Annotated in this window: 17 protein-coding genes; 7 read left to right on the top strand and 10 right to left on the bottom strand. The window is 70.1% G+C overall.

From position 1 onward, the window contains the following. Nucleotides 1-129: 129 nt before the first annotated feature. The gene (locus tag AW273_RS04540; protein ID WP_062345513.1) at nt 130-414 is read right to left on the bottom strand and encodes a hypothetical protein; all 285 of its coding nucleotides are present in this window, start codon (nt 412-414) and stop codon (nt 130-132) included. A gap of 125 nt (nt 415-539) precedes the next feature. Between AW273_RS04540 and AW273_RS04535 the strand changes: the two genes are divergently transcribed. The 4 genes from AW273_RS04535 to AW273_RS04520 all read left to right on the top strand — a co-directional run bounded on the left by AW273_RS04535 (nt 540) and on the right by AW273_RS04520 (nt 2,657). Next, the gene (locus tag AW273_RS04535) at nt 540-821 is read left to right on the top strand and encodes a hypothetical protein (protein ID WP_062345511.1); all 282 of its coding nucleotides are present in this window, start codon (nt 540-542) and stop codon (nt 819-821) included. Between the two features lie 276 nt (nt 822-1,097). Further along, nucleotides 1,098-1,304, top strand: a complete 207-nt coding sequence (locus AW273_RS36970; RefSeq protein ID WP_157555566.1) for a hypothetical protein — start codon at nt 1,098-1,100, stop codon at nt 1,302-1,304. 26 nt (nt 1,305-1,330) lie between these two features. Further along, complete coding sequence (locus AW273_RS36965; protein WP_157555565.1) at nt 1,331-1,636, top strand: hypothetical protein; 306 nt, start codon at nt 1,331-1,333, stop codon at nt 1,634-1,636. A 790-nt stretch (nt 1,637-2,426) separates the two neighbouring features. Beyond that, nucleotides 2,427-2,657, top strand: a complete 231-nt coding sequence (locus AW273_RS04520; RefSeq protein ID WP_062345505.1) for a GntR family transcriptional regulator — start codon at nt 2,427-2,429, stop codon at nt 2,655-2,657. A gap of 138 nt (nt 2,658-2,795) precedes the next feature. Here AW273_RS04520 and AW273_RS04515 read toward each other — a convergent pair whose 3' ends face one another. Together AW273_RS04515 and AW273_RS04510 are read right to left on the bottom strand one after the other, a co-directional pair. Further along, nucleotides 2,796-4,028 carry a class I SAM-dependent RNA methyltransferase gene (locus tag AW273_RS04515; protein WP_062345502.1) on the bottom strand — a complete coding sequence of 411 codons (1,233 nt, stop codon included), beginning with the start codon at nt 4,026-4,028 and terminating at the stop codon, nt 2,796-2,798. Nucleotides 4,029-4,035: 7 nt separating this feature from the next. After that, a complete protein-coding gene (locus AW273_RS04510) occupies nt 4,036-6,084 on the bottom strand; it encodes an APC family permease (protein ID WP_062345499.1) in 2,049 nt (682 codons plus the stop codon). Nucleotides 6,085-6,182: 98 nt separating this feature from the next. Here AW273_RS04510 and AW273_RS04505 point away from each other — a divergent pair, with 98 nt between their 5' ends. Further along, nucleotides 6,183-6,854, top strand: coding sequence for a potassium channel family protein (locus AW273_RS04505; RefSeq protein WP_062345498.1), 672 nt, complete (start codon nt 6,183-6,185; stop codon nt 6,852-6,854). Then, the gene (locus AW273_RS04500) at nt 6,854-7,513 is read left to right on the top strand and encodes a potassium channel family protein (RefSeq protein ID WP_030454388.1); all 660 of its coding nucleotides are present in this window, start codon (nt 6,854-6,856) and stop codon (nt 7,511-7,513) included. The genes AW273_RS04505 and AW273_RS04500 overlap by 1 nt, the downstream gene beginning before the upstream one ends. A 15-nt stretch (nt 7,514-7,528) precedes the next feature. On the opposite strand, the gene AW273_RS04495 is transcribed toward AW273_RS04500, so the two are convergent. The 6 genes from AW273_RS04495 to valS form a co-directional block, all read right to left on the bottom strand. Then, nucleotides 7,529-8,197 (bottom strand): DUF3159 domain-containing protein, encoded by a 669-nt coding sequence (locus AW273_RS04495; RefSeq protein ID WP_062345496.1) that lies wholly within the window; start codon nt 8,195-8,197, stop codon nt 7,529-7,531. 20 nt (nt 8,198-8,217) lie between these two features. Next, nucleotides 8,218-8,604, bottom strand: coding sequence for an OB-fold nucleic acid binding domain-containing protein (locus tag AW273_RS04490; RefSeq protein WP_030454390.1), 387 nt, complete (start codon nt 8,602-8,604; stop codon nt 8,218-8,220). Between the two features lie 69 nt (nt 8,605-8,673). Next, complete coding sequence (locus tag AW273_RS04485; RefSeq protein WP_198168004.1) at nt 8,674-9,354, bottom strand: DUF3710 domain-containing protein; 681 nt, start codon at nt 9,352-9,354, stop codon at nt 8,674-8,676. A 14-nt stretch (nt 9,355-9,368) separates the two neighbouring features. Next, on the bottom strand, nt 9,369-9,806 hold the full coding sequence (gene dut, locus AW273_RS04480; RefSeq protein WP_030454392.1) for a dUTP diphosphatase: 438 nt from the start codon (nt 9,804-9,806) through the stop codon (nt 9,369-9,371). Between the two features lie 11 nt (nt 9,807-9,817). After that, the gene (locus tag AW273_RS04475; protein WP_083949505.1) at nt 9,818-10,987 is read right to left on the bottom strand and encodes an AI-2E family transporter; all 1,170 of its coding nucleotides are present in this window, start codon (nt 10,985-10,987) and stop codon (nt 9,818-9,820) included. A 42-nt stretch (nt 10,988-11,029) separates the two neighbouring features. Beyond that, entirely contained in the window at nt 11,030-13,552 is a 2,523-nt protein-coding gene (valS, locus tag AW273_RS04470) for a valine--tRNA ligase (protein ID WP_062345494.1), read from the bottom strand. 68 nt (nt 13,553-13,620) lie between these two features. Here valS and AW273_RS04465 point away from each other — a divergent pair, with 68 nt between their 5' ends. Beyond that, complete coding sequence (locus AW273_RS04465; protein ID WP_062345492.1) at nt 13,621-13,920, top strand: DUF4235 domain-containing protein; 300 nt, start codon at nt 13,621-13,623, stop codon at nt 13,918-13,920. Between the two features lie 43 nt (nt 13,921-13,963). Here AW273_RS04465 and AW273_RS04460 read toward each other — a convergent pair whose 3' ends face one another. After that, nucleotides 13,964-15,337, bottom strand: coding sequence for an alpha,alpha-trehalose-phosphate synthase (UDP-forming) (locus AW273_RS04460; protein WP_062345489.1), 1,374 nt, complete (start codon nt 15,335-15,337; stop codon nt 13,964-13,966). Nucleotides 15,338-15,357 lie beyond the last annotated feature (20 nt).

Genomic DNA, 15,357 nt, shown 5'->3' with positions numbered 1-15,357 from the left:
CACCGTCGGCGGCCTGGACGGCGCGGTCCGTGTGGCGCGGCGCGGTGCGGCGCGGTGCGGCGCGGTGCGGCGCTCACGCGCAGTGAGCGCCTGATGCGGCCTCATCGCCGCCTGCCCGCTGTCGGCGCATCACTTTTCGACGTACCAGAGCCAGTAGTCCGAGTCCTCCGGCGAGTTCCAGTTGTACTCGCACCAGGACTGGTACCAGCCGTATTGGCTGCTCAGCACGGTCTTGTTGAGGACGCAGGCGAACTGGGTGGGATACCCCTTGTAAATGCGGGGGTAGTCGTGGGGCGGGCCTGCCGTGGCGGCCGTCGGAGCGGCATAAGCGGGTGTCGTGACCCCCAGGCCGATTCCCGAGATTCCGGCCGCCATCACGGCGGCGATGACTGCTCTTCTGGTCCTCGACTTCACGTCGTCTCCTGCCTGAAAGCGGATTATCTGGCGTGGGACGACTGTCGGGGACGCCGGTATAGGTCCGGTATATGCACTGGTGGGGCCGCACTGTGATACCCGACGAGGCAGCCTGGGTGCGTGCGATGGCCTGGACCCAGCCGCACGCACCCGACCGGCTCCGCGACCGGCCCCTGGGGACGTCTTCGAGACAGTGGCCGGCCGTCGTCAACGCCGCCGCGGCGGCCCTGCTCGGCTTCGCCACCGCGTGGGCGACCCGGGCCACCGACGGCGGCTCGTCGCTGCAGGCCGCCATCCTTGGTGTCGCGCAGGCGCTGCTCACGCTCGGGGCGACGTTCGGCCTGGACTGGTCGGCCGTGCAGGTGGCCAGCGTCATGGGCTTCGTCGCCGTCCTGACGTCAGCGTAGGTGCGTGGCCATGTCGAGCCGCACGCCGGCCCGGAGATGACCGCGCCCCGCATCGGGTAACCCCGACTCTGCCTTCACATGGCGGTTGCCCGCTCTGGACAAAACGAAGCGCCCTACCTCTGGCTCCAGGCCGGGGGGTGGGGCGCTTCTTCTTCATCACTAGATGGCACGCGTGCCGTCAACGTTCATCCATGCCCGTCGCACCATGCACTTCTGCCTGATCGTCCCTGCCAATCTTCTGCTGCCAGAAGATCAAGAGCGAAAGGAAGCGAGCAGATGCTTAAGGGAACGCGCCGAAGGGTGGTGGGGACGGCCGGACTCACCCTGGCCGCCGTCACCGTCATGCTGGCCGGAACAGCCCACGCCGACCCGTCACCCTCCGGCGTCCTCGGCGACCTGTTCCCTGTGGTGGAGCCATTCGCGGGCGCTTCCGCGAACCTCCTCGGCGGCCTGGTCGCCCCGCCCGCGTGGGGGCGGTACTAGAGATGCCGAAGGGAACGCTCCGCCCGGTGAAGGCGGGTCTCACGGTGGCCGCCGCCGTAGCCGCCGTCATCGCCGTGATGCTGGCCGGACCGGCTCATGCCGACCCTGCCCCGGACAAGGGGGGCCTGCTGGCACCGCTGACGCTGCCTGACATTGGTGATGCCGTGTCGAAGGTCCCGGCGAACATGCTCGGGGCGACCCCGGTGCCTCCTGGCAGCCTCGTCGACCTGGCGAAGGCGATCCCCGGCATGGGTGCGGGCATGCCCAACCCTGCCGACATGGGGAAGCTGCTCCCCGGCCTGCCGGGGGTCACGGGCAAGCCCGGCTACTGACCGCCGGTGCCTTCCGGCAGACGATCGGAAAGAGGCCCGCGCCGATGCGCGGTCCGAGGGCTCGCCCGTCGCAAGGCTGCGCCCCGTCTCCCTCGTGGAGGCAGGGCGTTTCCGCGTTCCCGGGGCGGATTTCTGCCTCCCGCTGTGCCAGCTAGGGATCAAGGGGTGGGACAGACAGCGACCAAGACCGACCCGTCGGCCTATGTGAACACGAGCTCCATCACCTACGAGGACACGGGGCCGGGGTCGCTCGCCCCTCGGTAAGCGCTCAGGTCGGCAGAGTCCGGCACGTTGAAAGGCCCATGACCGGAACCCTTGGTCATGGGCCTTTCAAGCTGCCGAGAATCGCGCTCCCCCGGTCCAGCTCCGGGGATTGAGGCGAGAACGCAGGCGTGGCTCGCGCCCGTTTTCGTCGGCCGCCGCAGCGGCGACCCGCGAGGCGTGACCCAAGGCCTTGGCGGGCCAGCGGGCCGCCGTCGATGCCAAGCTCCGGCATCCGTTCTGGGAGACGGTCACACGAACACCCACAACGTTCCCCGCCTGGACCCCGCAGACTTCCGTCTGAGGGTGACCATGGGGCGCTAACGGCATTACTGATCCCCTTCCCTGGCCAACCCGGGCCGACAAGGCTGCGACCTGGAAAAGTGAGCGATGTTAGGTAGTGAGGCGGGGTTGGAGCAGACCCTCAGAGAGCCCTCCAGAAGGCATTTTGTGGCGCACGAACCCACCTCACTCACCGACCTTCCGCTGTGAAAGCACCTGCCGGAAGTCGGCGGGGTGGCCTCCGAGGATGCTCGACCGGGACTCGCAGACACCCCTCTACCAGCAGATAGCTGGATTTCTGCGCGCCCGCATCGAGTCGGGCGAGTGGCGCCGGCGCCTTCCCTCCGAGCCGGACCTGATGGACATCTACGACGCGGCCCGGGACACGGTTCGTCAGGCGCTAAGCGTCGTCCGCGCGGAGGGTCGGGTAGTGACGGAGGCGCGCCGGGGTACCTGGGTTGTCGACCACCCTGAGTGACCGGCCCAGAGTCGTGATCTTGGAATGATGCGGCAAGATCGTGCGCACTCAATGCGCAATGATCTTGGCGCTTGATGGAGCGACCTGGAGTTTTGCGGAACTATCGAGAGATGCAAAACCCCAGGTCAGCCGCAGGCCCTAGCCTCTGACCAGCAGCGCCACACACTCCACGTGGTGCGTCATCGGATATTGATCAAAGGCGCGGATGTCCGCCAGTTCGTACCCGAGCTCCCCGAACCACTTGATGTCCCGCGCCAGAGTCGCCGGGTCGCACGACACGTACACGATCCGGGAGGCCCGCAGCCCCGCCACCCGGTCGACCACCTCGCGCCCGAGCCCCGCCCGGGGCGGGTCGGTCACGACCAGGTCGGCGCGTTCGATCTCCAGCCGGTCGAGGGCCTCCTCCACGCGTCCGCGTTCGAAGGAGACCTGGGCGACGCCGCGCAGGTTCCAGCGGGCGTCCTGCACCGCCTGGGCCTCGCTCTCGATGCCCAGCACGGCTCCCGACGGGCCGACGGCCTCGGCCAGGCCGGCGGCGAACAGGCCGGCGCCGCAGTAGAGGTCGAGGGCCCACTCGCCCGGCTTGGGCTGGGCGAAGTCGAGGACGGCGTCGAGCAGGGTCGCGGCGGCGCCGGGGTGGACCTGCCAGAAGCCGCTGGCCGAGACGCGGAAGTCGCGGTCGCCCACGCGTTCGGTGAGGGTGCCGTGGCCCTGGAGGACGCGGGTGCCGCGCCGGCCCTCGTCGAGCATCACGCTGGCGTCGATGTCGGGGATGCGCACGTCGCGATGGGGCTTGGGGGTCACGACGACCGCGTGGTCGCCGCCGGTCGAGGCGATGAACTCCACCGAGGCGGCGCCGCGCCAGCCCTCGGTGGCGACGCGCAGCTCCTCGATCGCCGGGTCGGCGATCAGGCAGTCGGTCACCGGCTCGACGTCGTGGGAGCGGTGGCGGCGCAGGCCCAGGAGGCCGTCGCGGCCGGTCGCGTACTGGACGCGGGTGCGCCAGCCGAGGCCGTCGGGCGCGCCGGGCACCTCCTCGACCGTGATCTCCCGGTCGATGCCCGCCAGGCGGGAGAGTTGTTCGGCCACCACGTCGGCCTTCAGGCGCCGCTGCGCCTCCAGAGAGGCGTGCTGCCAGTCGCAGCCGCCGCACCTGCCGGGCCCGCTGAAGGGGCAGGGCGGGGTCACCCGGTCGGGCGAGGCCTCAAGGATCTCCACCGCGTCGGCGCGGAGGAACCGGGCCGTCTCCTCGGTGACCTCGGCCCGCACGCGCTCTCCCGGGAGCGCGTGCCTGACGAACACCACCCGCCCGTCGTGCCGGGCGACGCACCATCCGCCATTGGCCACCTGGCCCACCGTCAGTTCAAGCATTCTCCCATCATGCCTTGGGCTGGCCATCGGACCGACCGGACGAAGATCCGTAGGGCCGCCGCACGGACCCCGGGGCGGCCGGTTCGACCCGGCCGATGACCCGGTCGGCCGACTGGAGCTGCCAGGGCACGCTGGTGACCATGACCCCGGGCTTGAACAGAAGTTTGGCCTTCAGCCGCAGCGCGCTCTGATTGTGGAGCAGGTGCTCCCACCAGCGGCCGACGACGTATTCGGGGATGTAGACCGTCACCACGTCGCGCGGGGAGCGGCGGCGCAGCGACTTGACGTATTCGAGGATGGGCCGGGTGATCTCGCGGTAGGGCGAGTCGAGGATCTTCAGCGTCACGGGGATGCCGCGCCGGTCCCACTCCTCCTGGAGGCGCTGCGACTCGGCCGGGTCGACGCCGACCGAGACGGCCTCCAGGGTCGAGGGGCGGGTGGCGCGGGCGTAGGCCAGGGCCCGCAGCGTCGGCTTGTGGATCTTGGAGACCAGCACGATCGCGTGGTTGCGGGCCGGGAGCATCGAGGCGTCGATGTCGTCCTCGGGCGCGGACAACTCGGTCGCGACCGCGTCGTAGTGGTGCCGGATGCCCTTCATCATCAGGAACAGCACCGGCATGGCGATGCAGACGATGTAGGCGCCGTGGGTGAACTTCGTGATCAGCACGACCACGAGCACGATCCCGGTCATCACGCCGCCGAACCCGTTGATCACCCGGGCGCGCATCATCTCGAACCGGACCTTTGCGTCGGTCTCGGTGCGCAACATCCGGGTCCAGTGGCGGACCATGCCCGTCTGGCTGAGCGTGAACGACACGAACACGCCCACGATGTAGAGGTTCAGCAGCTTGCTGACGTCGGCGTCGAACGCCCAGATCAGCAGGCCCGCCCCGGCGGCCAGGATGATGATGCCGTTGCTGAAGGCCAGCCGGTCGCCCCGGGTGTGGAGCTGGCGGGGCAGGTAGCGGTCCTGCGCCAGGATCGAGCCCAGCACCGGGAAGCCGTTGAACGCCGTGTTGGCCGCCAGGAACAGGATCAGCGCCGTCACGGCCGAGACGAGGATGAACAGGAGCGTTCCCGGCCCGAAGACGGCCGAGGCGACCTGCGAGATGATCGGCTCCTGGTAGTAGTTCGGGCCGACCGCCGTGCCGTCGGGCCGCAGCAGGCCGCCCGCGACGTGGGCCGGCTCGGCGACCGTCACGCCCGCCTTCAGGCCCAGGAAGATGATGCCGCCGAACATGCTGACGGCCACGGTGCCCATCAGCAGCAGCGTGGTGGCGGCGTTGCGGCTCTTGGGCTTGCGGAAGGCCGGCACGCCGTTGCTGATCGCCTCGACCCCGGTCAGCGCGGCGCAGCCCGACGCGAAGGCCCGCAGCACCAGGAACGCCAGGGCGAACCCGGCCAGGTCCATCTCCTCGGGCACCACGTCGAACCCGGCGGTCGGGGCGCGCAACTGGTCGCCCAGGACGACCAGCCGGAACAGCCCCCACAGGATCATCCCGATGACCGACGCCATGAAGAGATAGGTGGGGACCGCGAACGCGATGCCCGACTCGCGGATGCCCCGCAGGTTCATCAGCGTCAGGACCACCACGATGACGATCGCCACGAGCGGCTTGTGGGTGGCCACGAACGGGATCGTGGCGCCGACGTAGTCGACGCCGTTGGCGACCGACACGGCCACCGTGAGCACGTAGTCGACCAGCAGCGCGCTGGCCACCGTGAGCCCGGCGTTGGGCCCGAGGTTCACCGTGGCGACCTCGTAGTCGCCGCCGCCCGACGGGTAGGCGTGCACGTTCTGCCGGTACGACGCCACCACCGTCAGCATGATCACGACGACGCCCACGGCGACCCACGGGCTGAAGTTGTAGGCGGCGACACCGGCGATCGAGAGGATGACGAGGATCTCCTGCGGCGCGTAGGCCACGGAGGAGAGCGCGTCGCTGGCGAAGACCGGCAGGGCGACGCGCTTGGGCAGGAGCTGCCCGTGCAGCTCGGTGCTGCGCAAGGCCCGCCCGACGACAAGGCGCTTGACGAGATCCGTCACCTTTGGCACGACTGAGAAGCGTAGCCGCCCTGACCAGGGACACGGCACGCGGCGGTGCCCGTAGACGGGATACTGTCCCCATCGACGTCTCGACATCGGCGGGGAGCATGCACATCGTGATCATGGGGTGCGGGCGCGTGGGATCCACGCTCGCCCACATCCTGGAGGACAACGGCCATTCGGTCGCGATCATCGATCGTGATCCCCAGGCGTTCCGCCGCCTGCGCGCGGGGTTCCGGGGGCGCCGGGTCACCGGGATCGGCTTCGACCGAGACGTCCTGGAAGAGGCGGGCATCGAGTCGGCCCAGGCCTACGTCGCCGTGTCCAGCGGCGACAACTCCAACATCATCAGCGCCCGCGTCGCCCGCGAGACCTTCGGCGTCGACAACGTCGTGGCCCGCATCTACGACCCCCGCCGCGCCGAGGTCTACCAGCGGCTGGGCATCCCGACCGTGGCCACCGTGCGCTGGACGGCCGACCAGATCCTGCGCCGGGTGCTGCCCGAGGGCGCCGAGCCGCTGTGGCGCGACCCGACGGGCACCGTCGTGCTGGCCGAGGTCACCTACAACCCGGCCTGGATCGGCACCCGCGCCGTCGACCTGGAGAGCGCCGTCGGCGGCCGGGTCGCGTTCTTCAACCGGATGGGCGAGGCGGTCGTGCCGGCCCAGGACACCGTGCTCCAGGAGGGCGACGTGCTCCACGTCGTCGCCGTGGGGGGCCACATGGACCACATCAACAAGGTGCTGTCCGGCACGCCGGCCGAGACCGAGGAGAACTGATGCGCGTCACGATCGCCGGGGCGGGCGCCGTCGGCCGTTCGATCGCGGCCGAGCTCCTGGAGAACGGCCACGAGGTGCTGCTGATCGACATCGACCCCAAGGCCATCAAGATCGACAGCGTGCCGAGGGCCGAGTGGCTGCTCGCCGACGCGTGTGAGATCTCCGCGCTCGACGAGGCCGGGCTGAACGCCTGCCACGTCGTGATCGCCGCCTCCGGCGACGACAAGGTCAACCTGGTCGTCTCGCTGCTGGCCAAGACCGAATACGGCGTGCCGCGGGTGGTCGCCCGCATCAACCACCCGAAGAACGAGTGGTTGTTCAACGAGTCGTGGGGCGTCGACGTCGCGGTCTCCACGCCGCGCCTGATCAGCGCGCTCGTCGAAGAGGCGGTCAGCGTCGGCGACCTGGTGCGGCTGATGACCTTCCGCCAGGGTCAGGCCAACCTGGTCGAGCTGACCCTGCCCGAAGACGCGCCCGTGGTGGGCCAGCGGGCCGGTTCGGTGCCGTGGCCGACCGATTCGGCGCTGGTGGCGATCCTGCGCGAGGGCCGGGTGCTGGTGCCCTCGGCCGACGACCCGCTGGAGGCCGGCGACGAACTGCTGTTCGTGGCCAGCCAGGAGGTCGAGGAGGAGCTGAGCCAGCTCCTCGCGCCCCACTGACGGGTCACCGGCGGGTCAGGTGGTGGGCTGGACGGTCCGTCCGCGGGCCAGCATCCAGCCCACCGTGGCCAGCGCGGCCAGGTAGACCGGCCAGCCGAGGGCGACCTTGGCGATGCCGAGCCAGAAGACGTTGCCCGCCAGGTAGAGCGGGATCTGCACGCCCAGCTTGATGAGGCCGGGCAGGGCCATGATCCACGACAACTTCACGCACAGGTCGACGATGCCCTTGTCGCGGTGCCAGGCGATCGGGTCGTCGGGGTTGGTGGCCCCCAGCAGGAAACCCAGGAACGGCCAGCGCACCAGGATCGACAGGATCATCAGCGCCTCGACGACGGCGATCCAGAGCATGCCGGGCAGGAACGCGTCCTCCGCGTTGCCGCTGCGCAGCGCGAAGAACGCGCCGATGCCGATGCCGAAGAGGCTGTTGAGCACGAACTGCGGCGTCGACCGCTGCACGATGCGGGCGACCAGCAGCACCACCGACAGGGCCACCGAGAGGATCACGGAGAACTTCAGGTCTTCGGTGAAGATCCAGGTCAGCGTGAAGGCGATGGTCGGCACGGCCGCCTCGACGGTGCCCCGCCTGCCGCCGAACGCCTTGGCGATCTGGGCCCGGACCACGGCCTCGACGGTCTCGTGGGCGCTCACCGGGGGTGGGGGTGCGGCCTCTTCGGCAGTGCTCACGTGTGGTTCACCGTTCCTCGTCACCCGGTTGGGCGCAGTTCGTACCGCGGGTTGAACATGACCTTGCGACCGTCTTGCAGGCTCACGAGGCCCTCGGCGCGGACCACCCGGCCCGGCTCGATGCCGACGATCTTGCGTCGGCCCAGCCAGACCAGGTCGATGACGTCGGAGCCGTCGTACAACTCGGCTTCCAGGGCCGGGGCGCCGCCTCGTGGCCGGAGGGTCACCGTACGAAGGGTACCGGCCACGCAGAAACGCTGGCGCTCGCCACACGCCGCGATGGGGGTGGCCCCGTGGCTTTCGAGGTCTTCCCGGAGTTCGGCCGCCTCCAGCTCGGCCTGGCTGGTGGCCAGCCGGCGGAAGAAGCCGCGTAGTCCGCCCTTTTTGACGGGCTCCTGTGTGCTCATGATGCTTCAGCCTAGGCGATGGGCGTCCAGGTGCATAACGGTCCCATATCGACCGGGCAAAGCGGGAATTCACCGGGTCTCGGTGATCTCCGGGCCGCGTTCGTAGGGGTCGTAGCCCTTGTCTTCGGACTGCTCCTCCAGGGCCTGGCGGGCCTCGGGCGGAAGCTGGAGCGGGATGCCCTCGCGCGGCGCCATCGGGTCGTCGCCCCGGACGACCACGACCTCGCGCACCACGCCTTCGAGGACCGCGGCGGCCGCCGGGTCGACGGCGGCCCGGCCGGTGATCACGGCCCGCAGGAACCAGCGCGGCCCGTCGACGCCGATGTAGCGGATGGACGCGGCGGGGCCGTTCTGCTGCGGCACGACCGCGTGGAGCTCGGTGCCGAAGGGGCCCTCGGCCTCCTCGACGGTGCCCTTGGCCGACTCGACGTCGCGGCTGAGCTCGACGCGAAGGTCGTCCCACAGGCCCGACCTCTTCGGGGCGGCGTAGGCGTGCAGTTGCAGGGCGCTCTCGTGGGCCAGCACCAGCGCGCCGACGATCTGGTCGCCGGCCACCTGGAGCTGGACCTCGAAGTCGGGCCCGATGGGCAGGTGGAGCCCGCCCAGGTCGACCCGGTCGGCCTGGGGGTAGCTGTCGGCGGCGTCCCACGGGCCGGACTCGCGGGCGGGGCCCTCGGGTGCGGTGGCCGTCTGCTGGCCTGGAGTGGGCTCGGACGGGGTCTCGGCCGCGCCGCGTCGGCGTCGGAACACGATGGTCACCTTTCCTATCTGCCGGTGGAGCCGAAGCCGCCGGCGCCGCGCGCCGATCCGGGGAGCCGCTCCACCTCGTAGAACGCCGCCTTCTCGACCCGCTGGATGACCAGCTGGGCGACGCGGTCACCGCGCCGCAGCCGGACGGCCTCCTTGAGGTCGGTGTTGAGCAGCGTCACCTTGATCTCGCCTCGATATCCGGCATCGACCGTTCCAGGCGCGTTGACCAGCGTCACGCCGTGCTTGGCGGCCAGCCCGGAACGTGGGTGGACGAAGGCGGCGTAGCCGTCGGGCAGCGCGATCGCCACGCCCGTGCCGACCATGGCCCGCTCGCCCGGGAGCAGCTCGACGTCTTCGGCCGCGTAGAGATCGGCACCCGCGTCACCCGGATGGGCGTATGCGGGTAGCGGCAGCTCAGGGTCGAGCCGGTGGATCAGCACCTCGACACTCATGGATCGCAACCCTACCGGTTGGGACCACCCGGAGCCGCGTCTCCCGCGCCTGGTGAGGGCTCTGGTTCGGGCGGGTCGGGTTCGACCGGCTTGGGCGGCTCCTCGGGCCGGTCGCGGCGCAGCTCGGGCAGCGCCCGGTAGATCACGGCCGTGACCGGGACGGCCACCACGGCCCCCGCGATGCCGCCGATGATGCCGCCGACCGCCAGCACGATGATGATGGCCAGCGGGTGGAACTCCAGCGCACGGCCGACGATCAGCGGCTGGAGCACGTGGTTCTCCAACTGCTGCTCGACCACCAGGACGCCGACGAAGATCAGGGCGTACACCCAGCCCTGCGAGCCGAAGACGACGAGGGTGGCGACGCCGCCGGCGAAGAAGATGCCGACGATCGGGATGAACGACGCGAAGAAGATCAGCACCGCGAGCGGCGCCCACAGCGGCACCCGCATCCCGGCCAGCACGATGCCGATGACCAGGGCATGGACGGCCGCGACCGCGACGGTGCCCAGGACGTAGTGGGACAGGGTGCGCCAGGCGGCCCGGCCGGCCCGGTCGACCCGGTCGGCCACGCCGCCGAAGGCCCGCAGGAACCATGCCCAGATCCGGTCGCCGTCCTTGAGCAGGAAGAACGTCACGAACAGCAGCAGCACGATCGCGGCCAGCGCCTCGACGAGGGCGGTCGCGCCGGTCAGCACGGTGTCGGTGATCTGGCTGCGCTGCTCGTTGATCTGCCGCGTCAGCTCCTCGACGAAGTCGGCGATCTGCGCCTCGCGCAGGTGGAGCGGCCCGGTGAGCAGCCACGCCTGCACGTCGCGCGCGGTCTTCTGGATCTGCGCGACCAGCCCGGGGAACTCGTCGTTGGCCCGGTTGCCGATCAGGAAGCCGAGCCCGCCGATGAACGCCAGCGCGACGAACATGGTCGTCCAGGTGGCGTATATCGGCCGGAACCCGGCCCGGCGCAGGCGGCTGGTGATCGGGTAGAGCAGCGCCGTGAGCAGGAACGCGATCGCGACCGGGAGGGTCACGAAACTGAGCCGCGCGAGGATCATGGCGAAGAAGTAGACGACCACGCCGACGACGATGAGCCGCCACGACCAGGCCGCGACGATGTTCAGGGTGGGCGGCACGCTCGCCCGCCGGCCCTTCACCGGATGGGCGTGCTCACGTTCTGCGATCACGCGTCCAGCCTGGCACGGGAACGGGCCGGACGCGCAACCGGATTAGGCTTCTTCGAGGACGGTGTTGACCACGAGCGGGCCTTCGGCCCGCTCCAGCACGAACTCCTCGACGTTGCCCGCCGCGCACAGGTCGTCTTGGGCGAGCCTGACCAGTTCGGCCTTCTCCCCGCGCACGTCGAGCCGGGTCACCTCGGCCCGCATCGACACCTTGGCCGCCGACTTGGCCTTGCGCACCCGCGCCAGCACGTCGGCCACCGCTTCGAGCACCTCGGGGTCGCCGCCGCGACCGGCGACGGAGGGCCAGGCGGCGGTGTGGACGGAGCCCTCCCGCCACCATGACCAGACCTCCTCGGTCACGAACGGCAGGAACGGCGCGAACAGCCGCAGCAGCGTGTCGAGCGCGGCCCGCAGCGCGGCCACCGCCGAGGCGTCGCCGTCGTAGGCGCGCGCCTTGACCAGTTCGAGGTGGTCGTCGCAGAACGCCCAGAAGAACCGCTCGGTCCGTTCGAGGGCCTTGGTGTAGTCGAAGGCCTCGAAGGCGCGGGTGGCGTCGCGGACCACCTCGTCGAGGGCGGCCAGCATCGACAGGTCGAGCGGCGCGGTGATCTCGCCGGGGTTGTCGTCGAAGGAGAGCACGAACTTCGACGCGTTGAGGATCTTGATGGCCAGCCGGCGGCCGATCTTGATCATCCCGGTGTCGAAGGTGGTGTCGGTGCCCGGACGGCCGTTCGCGGCCCAGTAGCGGACGGCGTCGGAGCCGTACTCCTCCAGCAGACCCATGGGCGTGACCACGTTGCCCTTGGACTTCGACATCTTCTTGCGGTCGGGGTCGAGGATCCAGCCCGAGATGGCGGCGTGCTTCCACGGCAGCACGCCCTCCTCCTGGTGGGCCCGGACCATCGTGGAGAACAACCAGGTGCGGATGATCTCGTGGGCCTGGGGCCGCAGGTCCATCGGGAAGACCCGCCGGAACAGGTCGGCGTCGCGCTCCCAGCCGCCCGCGATCTGCGGCGTCAGCGACGAGGTCGCCCAGGTGTCCATGACGTCGGGGTCGCCGGCGAAGCCGAAGGGCTTGCCGCGCAGGTCTTCGGTGAAGCCGGGCGGCACGTCGCTCGACGGGTCGATCGGCAGCATGCTCTCGGGCGGCACGATCGGCGCCTCGTAGACGATCTCGCCCTCGGAGTCGAGCTGGTACCAGACCGGGATCGGCACGCCGAAGAACCGCTGCCGGGAGATCAGCCAGTCGCCGGCCAGCCCCTCGACCCAGTTGTCGTAGCGGACCCGCATGTGGGCGGGGTGCCAGATCAGCTCGCGGCCACGGTCGAGCATCTCCCAGCGCAGCTTGGGGTCGCGCCCGCCGTTGCGGATGTACCACTGGCGGGTGGTCACGATCTCAAGGGGCTTGTCGCCCTTCTCGTAGAACTTGACCGGCCGCTTCACCGGCCGGGGCTGCCCTTCGAGCTCGCCGCTCGCGGCGAGCATCTCGACGATGCGCTCGCGGGCGCTGTGCATGGTCTTCCCGGCCAGTTCCTGGTACGGCTCCGCGTTCACGCCCTCCGGCGCGTCCGGCAGCATCCGGCCGTCCCAGCCGACGACGGCGCGGGTGGGCAGTTCGAGCTCGCGCCACCAGGTGACGTCGGTGACGTCGCCGAAGGTGCAGATCATCGCGATGCCCGAGCCCTTGTCGGGTTCGGCCAGGTGATGGGCCAGGACCGGCACCTCGGCCCCGAAGAGGGGGGTGCGCACGGTCGACCCGAACAGCGGCCGGTAGCGCTCGTCGTCGGGGTGGGCGACCAGCGCGACGCAGGCCGGGATCAGCTCGGGCCGGGTCGTCTCGATCCAGACTCGGCCGGCGAACCCCTGCGCCTGCTGCTCGGGCGACAGGTGGAAGGCGATGCGGTGGAAGGCGCCCGGCCACTCGCGGTCTTCGAGCTCGGCCTGGGCGACGGCGGTCCGGAAGGTGACGTCCCAGAGCGTCGGGGCCTCGGCGAGGTAGGCCTGCCCGCGCTCCAGGTTCCGCAGGAACGCCCGCTGGGAGGCCGCCCGCGCGTTCGCGTCGATCGTCTGGTAGGTCATCGACCAGTCGACCGACAGCCCGAGGCGCCGCCACAGCTCCTCGAACGCCTTCTCGTCGTCGACCGTCAGCCGCTCGCACAACTCGATGAAGTTGCGCCGGGAGATCGGCACCTGCTGCTTGCCGGGCTTGTCGGGCGGCTGGAAATCGGGGTCGTAGGGGACCGAGGGGTCGCACCGGACGCCGAACACGATCTGGACCCGGCGTTCGGTCGGCAGGCCGTTGTCGTCCCACCCCATGGGGTAGAAGACGGCCTTGCCGCGCATCCGCTGGAACCTGGCGATCGTGTCGGTGTGGGTATAGGAGAAGACGTGGCCGACGTGGAGTGATCCGGAGACGGTGGGAGGCGGCGTGTCGATCGAGAAGATCTGCTCGCGCGGACGCGACCGGTCGAACCGATAGAGGTCGTCGGCGGCCCAGCGGTCTACCCACGCCTGCTCCAAGCCGTCGAGGGAGGGCCTGTCGGGGGGCAGTGGTCGCTGAGTCGTCATGCCACCAGATGTTATGGCGTACGGGCCTGGCGGACGCACCAGAATAAGGTCGTTACCGAGGAGGGATCATGGCGGGTAAGGAAGAGAAACCGGACATGCAGTGGCGCATCGTCGGCGGCCTGGTGGGGCTGGCCGTCGGTTTCGTCGCCAAGAAGGCCCTGTCCTTCGCCTGGGAGAAGGCCACCGGCAGGAAGCCCCCGGCCAGCGTCGACTCCCCCGACGTGAGCCTCGGCGAGGCCATCGCCTACGCGGTCGTGATGGGCCTGGGCATGGAGGTCACCCGCATCGTCGCCACCAGGGCCGCGGCGAAGCGCTGGAAGAACTGGAAGGACATGGCCCAGGACGTGACGGAGGAACTCAAGGACTGAAACGGGAGACGCGGCCGGCCGGAGGCCGGTCGTGCCTCACCCCTCAGGCTTCGAGGCCCTTGAGGAAGTCGCTGGCCCAGCGGTCGACGTCGTGGGTGGCGACGCGGCGGCGCAGGGAACGCATCCGGCGGCCCAGCTCGTGGGGCGGTTCGTGCATGGCGGTCATCATGGCCCGCTTCATGCCCTCGATGTCGTAGGGGTTGACCATGTAGGCGTGCTTGAGCTCGTCGGCGGCCCCGGCGAACTCGCTGAGCACCAGGGCGCCGCGCAGGTCGTGGCGGCAGGCGACGTACTCCTTGGCGACCAGGTTCATGCCGTCGCGCAGCGGCGTCACGACCATGACGTCGGCCGCGCAGTACAGGGCCGCCAGTTCCTCCCTGTTGTACGACTGGTGCATGTAGTTGATCGGCGACCAGCCGAACAGGCCGTACTCCCCGTTGAGGCGGCCGACCTGGAGCTCGATGTCGTTGCGCAGCCGGATGTACTCCTCGACCCGTTCCCGGGTGGGCGTGGCGATCTGCACGAACACCGCCTCGCCGGGCTCGATCCGGCCCTCGGCGAGCAGTTCGCCGTAGGCCTTGAGGCGCTGCCCGATGCCCTTGGTGTAGTCGAGCCGGTCGACGCCCAGCAGCACGTGGTCGGGGTTGCCGAGCTCGGCCCGGATCTCCTTGGCCCGCGTCATGATGTGGGGTTCGCGGACGAGCTGGTCGAGGGAGCCGAAGTCGACCGAGATCGGGTAGGCCTCGGCACGCACGATCCGGTCGTCGACCTGGATCTCGTTGCGGCTGGCGGGCAGGTTGAGCACCCGCCGGGCGAGCCGGACGAAGTTGGAGGCGCCGCCGGGGCGCTGGAACCCGACGAGGTCGGCGCCCAGCAGGCCTTCCAGTATCTCCTTGCGCCAGGGAAGCTGCCAGAACAGTTCGGCGGGCGGGAAGGGGATGTGCAGGAAGAAACCGATCTTCAGGTCGGGCCGCAGCTTGCGCAGCATCGCCGGCACGAGCTGGAGCTGGTAGTCCTGGATCCACACCACCGCCCCGGGGGCCGCCGCGTCGGCCGCCGCCCGCGCGAACCGGTCGTTCACCGCCCGGTACGCGTCCCACAACACCCGCGAGTAGACGGGGGTGGCGACGACGTCGTGATAGAGGGGCCACAGCGTGGCGTTGGAGAATCCCTCGTAATAGAACTCGACTTCAAGCTGCGACAACGGCACGGGAATGAGGTGCATCCCGTCGTGGTCGAACGGCTTGAGCTCCTCCCCGGCCGCGCCGTGCCAGCCGAGCCACGCCCCGTCCCTCCGCTGCATCACCGGAGCGATCGCGGTCACGAGGCCGCCGGGACTGCGACGCCATTGTTTTTCGCCCACACGGTCGACCGGCAACCGGTTCGCGACGATCAGGAACGAGCTGGTGCCACGCATGAGCCCTCCAGTTATCGCCT

It is taken from the genome of Herbidospora yilanensis (genome assembly GCF_001570565.1).
Lineage (GTDB): Bacteria > Actinomycetota > Actinomycetes > Streptosporangiales > Streptosporangiaceae > Herbidospora > Herbidospora yilanensis.
This window is presented reverse-complemented; position numbering and strand designations above follow the sequence as displayed.

Bases quoted from the DNA above. Each gene is read 5' to 3' on its own strand.
- AW273_RS04535 (WP_062345511.1), top strand. From the start codon at position 540: ATGGCCTGGACCCAGCCGCACGCACCCGACCGGCTCCGCGACCGGCCC.
- AW273_RS36970 (WP_157555566.1), top strand. From the start codon at position 1,098: ATGCTTAAGGGAACGCGCCGAAGGGTGGTGGGGACGGCCGGACTCACC.
- AW273_RS04520 (WP_062345505.1), top strand. From the start codon at position 2,427: ATGCTCGACCGGGACTCGCAGACACCCCTCTACCAGCAGATAGCTGGA.
- AW273_RS04515 (WP_062345502.1), bottom strand. From the start codon at position 4,028: ATGCTTGAACTGACGGTGGGCCAGGTGGCCAATGGCGGATGGTGCGTC.
- AW273_RS04505 (WP_062345498.1), top strand. From the start codon at position 6,183: ATGCACATCGTGATCATGGGGTGCGGGCGCGTGGGATCCACGCTCGCC.
- AW273_RS04500 (WP_030454388.1), top strand. From the start codon at position 6,854: ATGCGCGTCACGATCGCCGGGGCGGGCGCCGTCGGCCGTTCGATCGCG.
- AW273_RS04490 (WP_030454390.1), bottom strand. From the start codon at position 8,604: ATGAGCACACAGGAGCCCGTCAAAAAGGGCGGACTACGCGGCTTCTTC.
- dut (WP_030454392.1), bottom strand. From the start codon at position 9,806: ATGAGTGTCGAGGTGCTGATCCACCGGCTCGACCCTGAGCTGCCGCTA.
- valS (WP_062345494.1), bottom strand. From the start codon at position 13,552: ATGACGACTCAGCGACCACTGCCCCCCGACAGGCCCTCCCTCGACGGC.
- AW273_RS04465 (WP_062345492.1), top strand. From the start codon at position 13,621: ATGGCGGGTAAGGAAGAGAAACCGGACATGCAGTGGCGCATCGTCGGC.
- AW273_RS04460 (WP_062345489.1), bottom strand. From the start codon at position 15,337: ATGCGTGGCACCAGCTCGTTCCTGATCGTCGCGAACCGGTTGCCGGTC.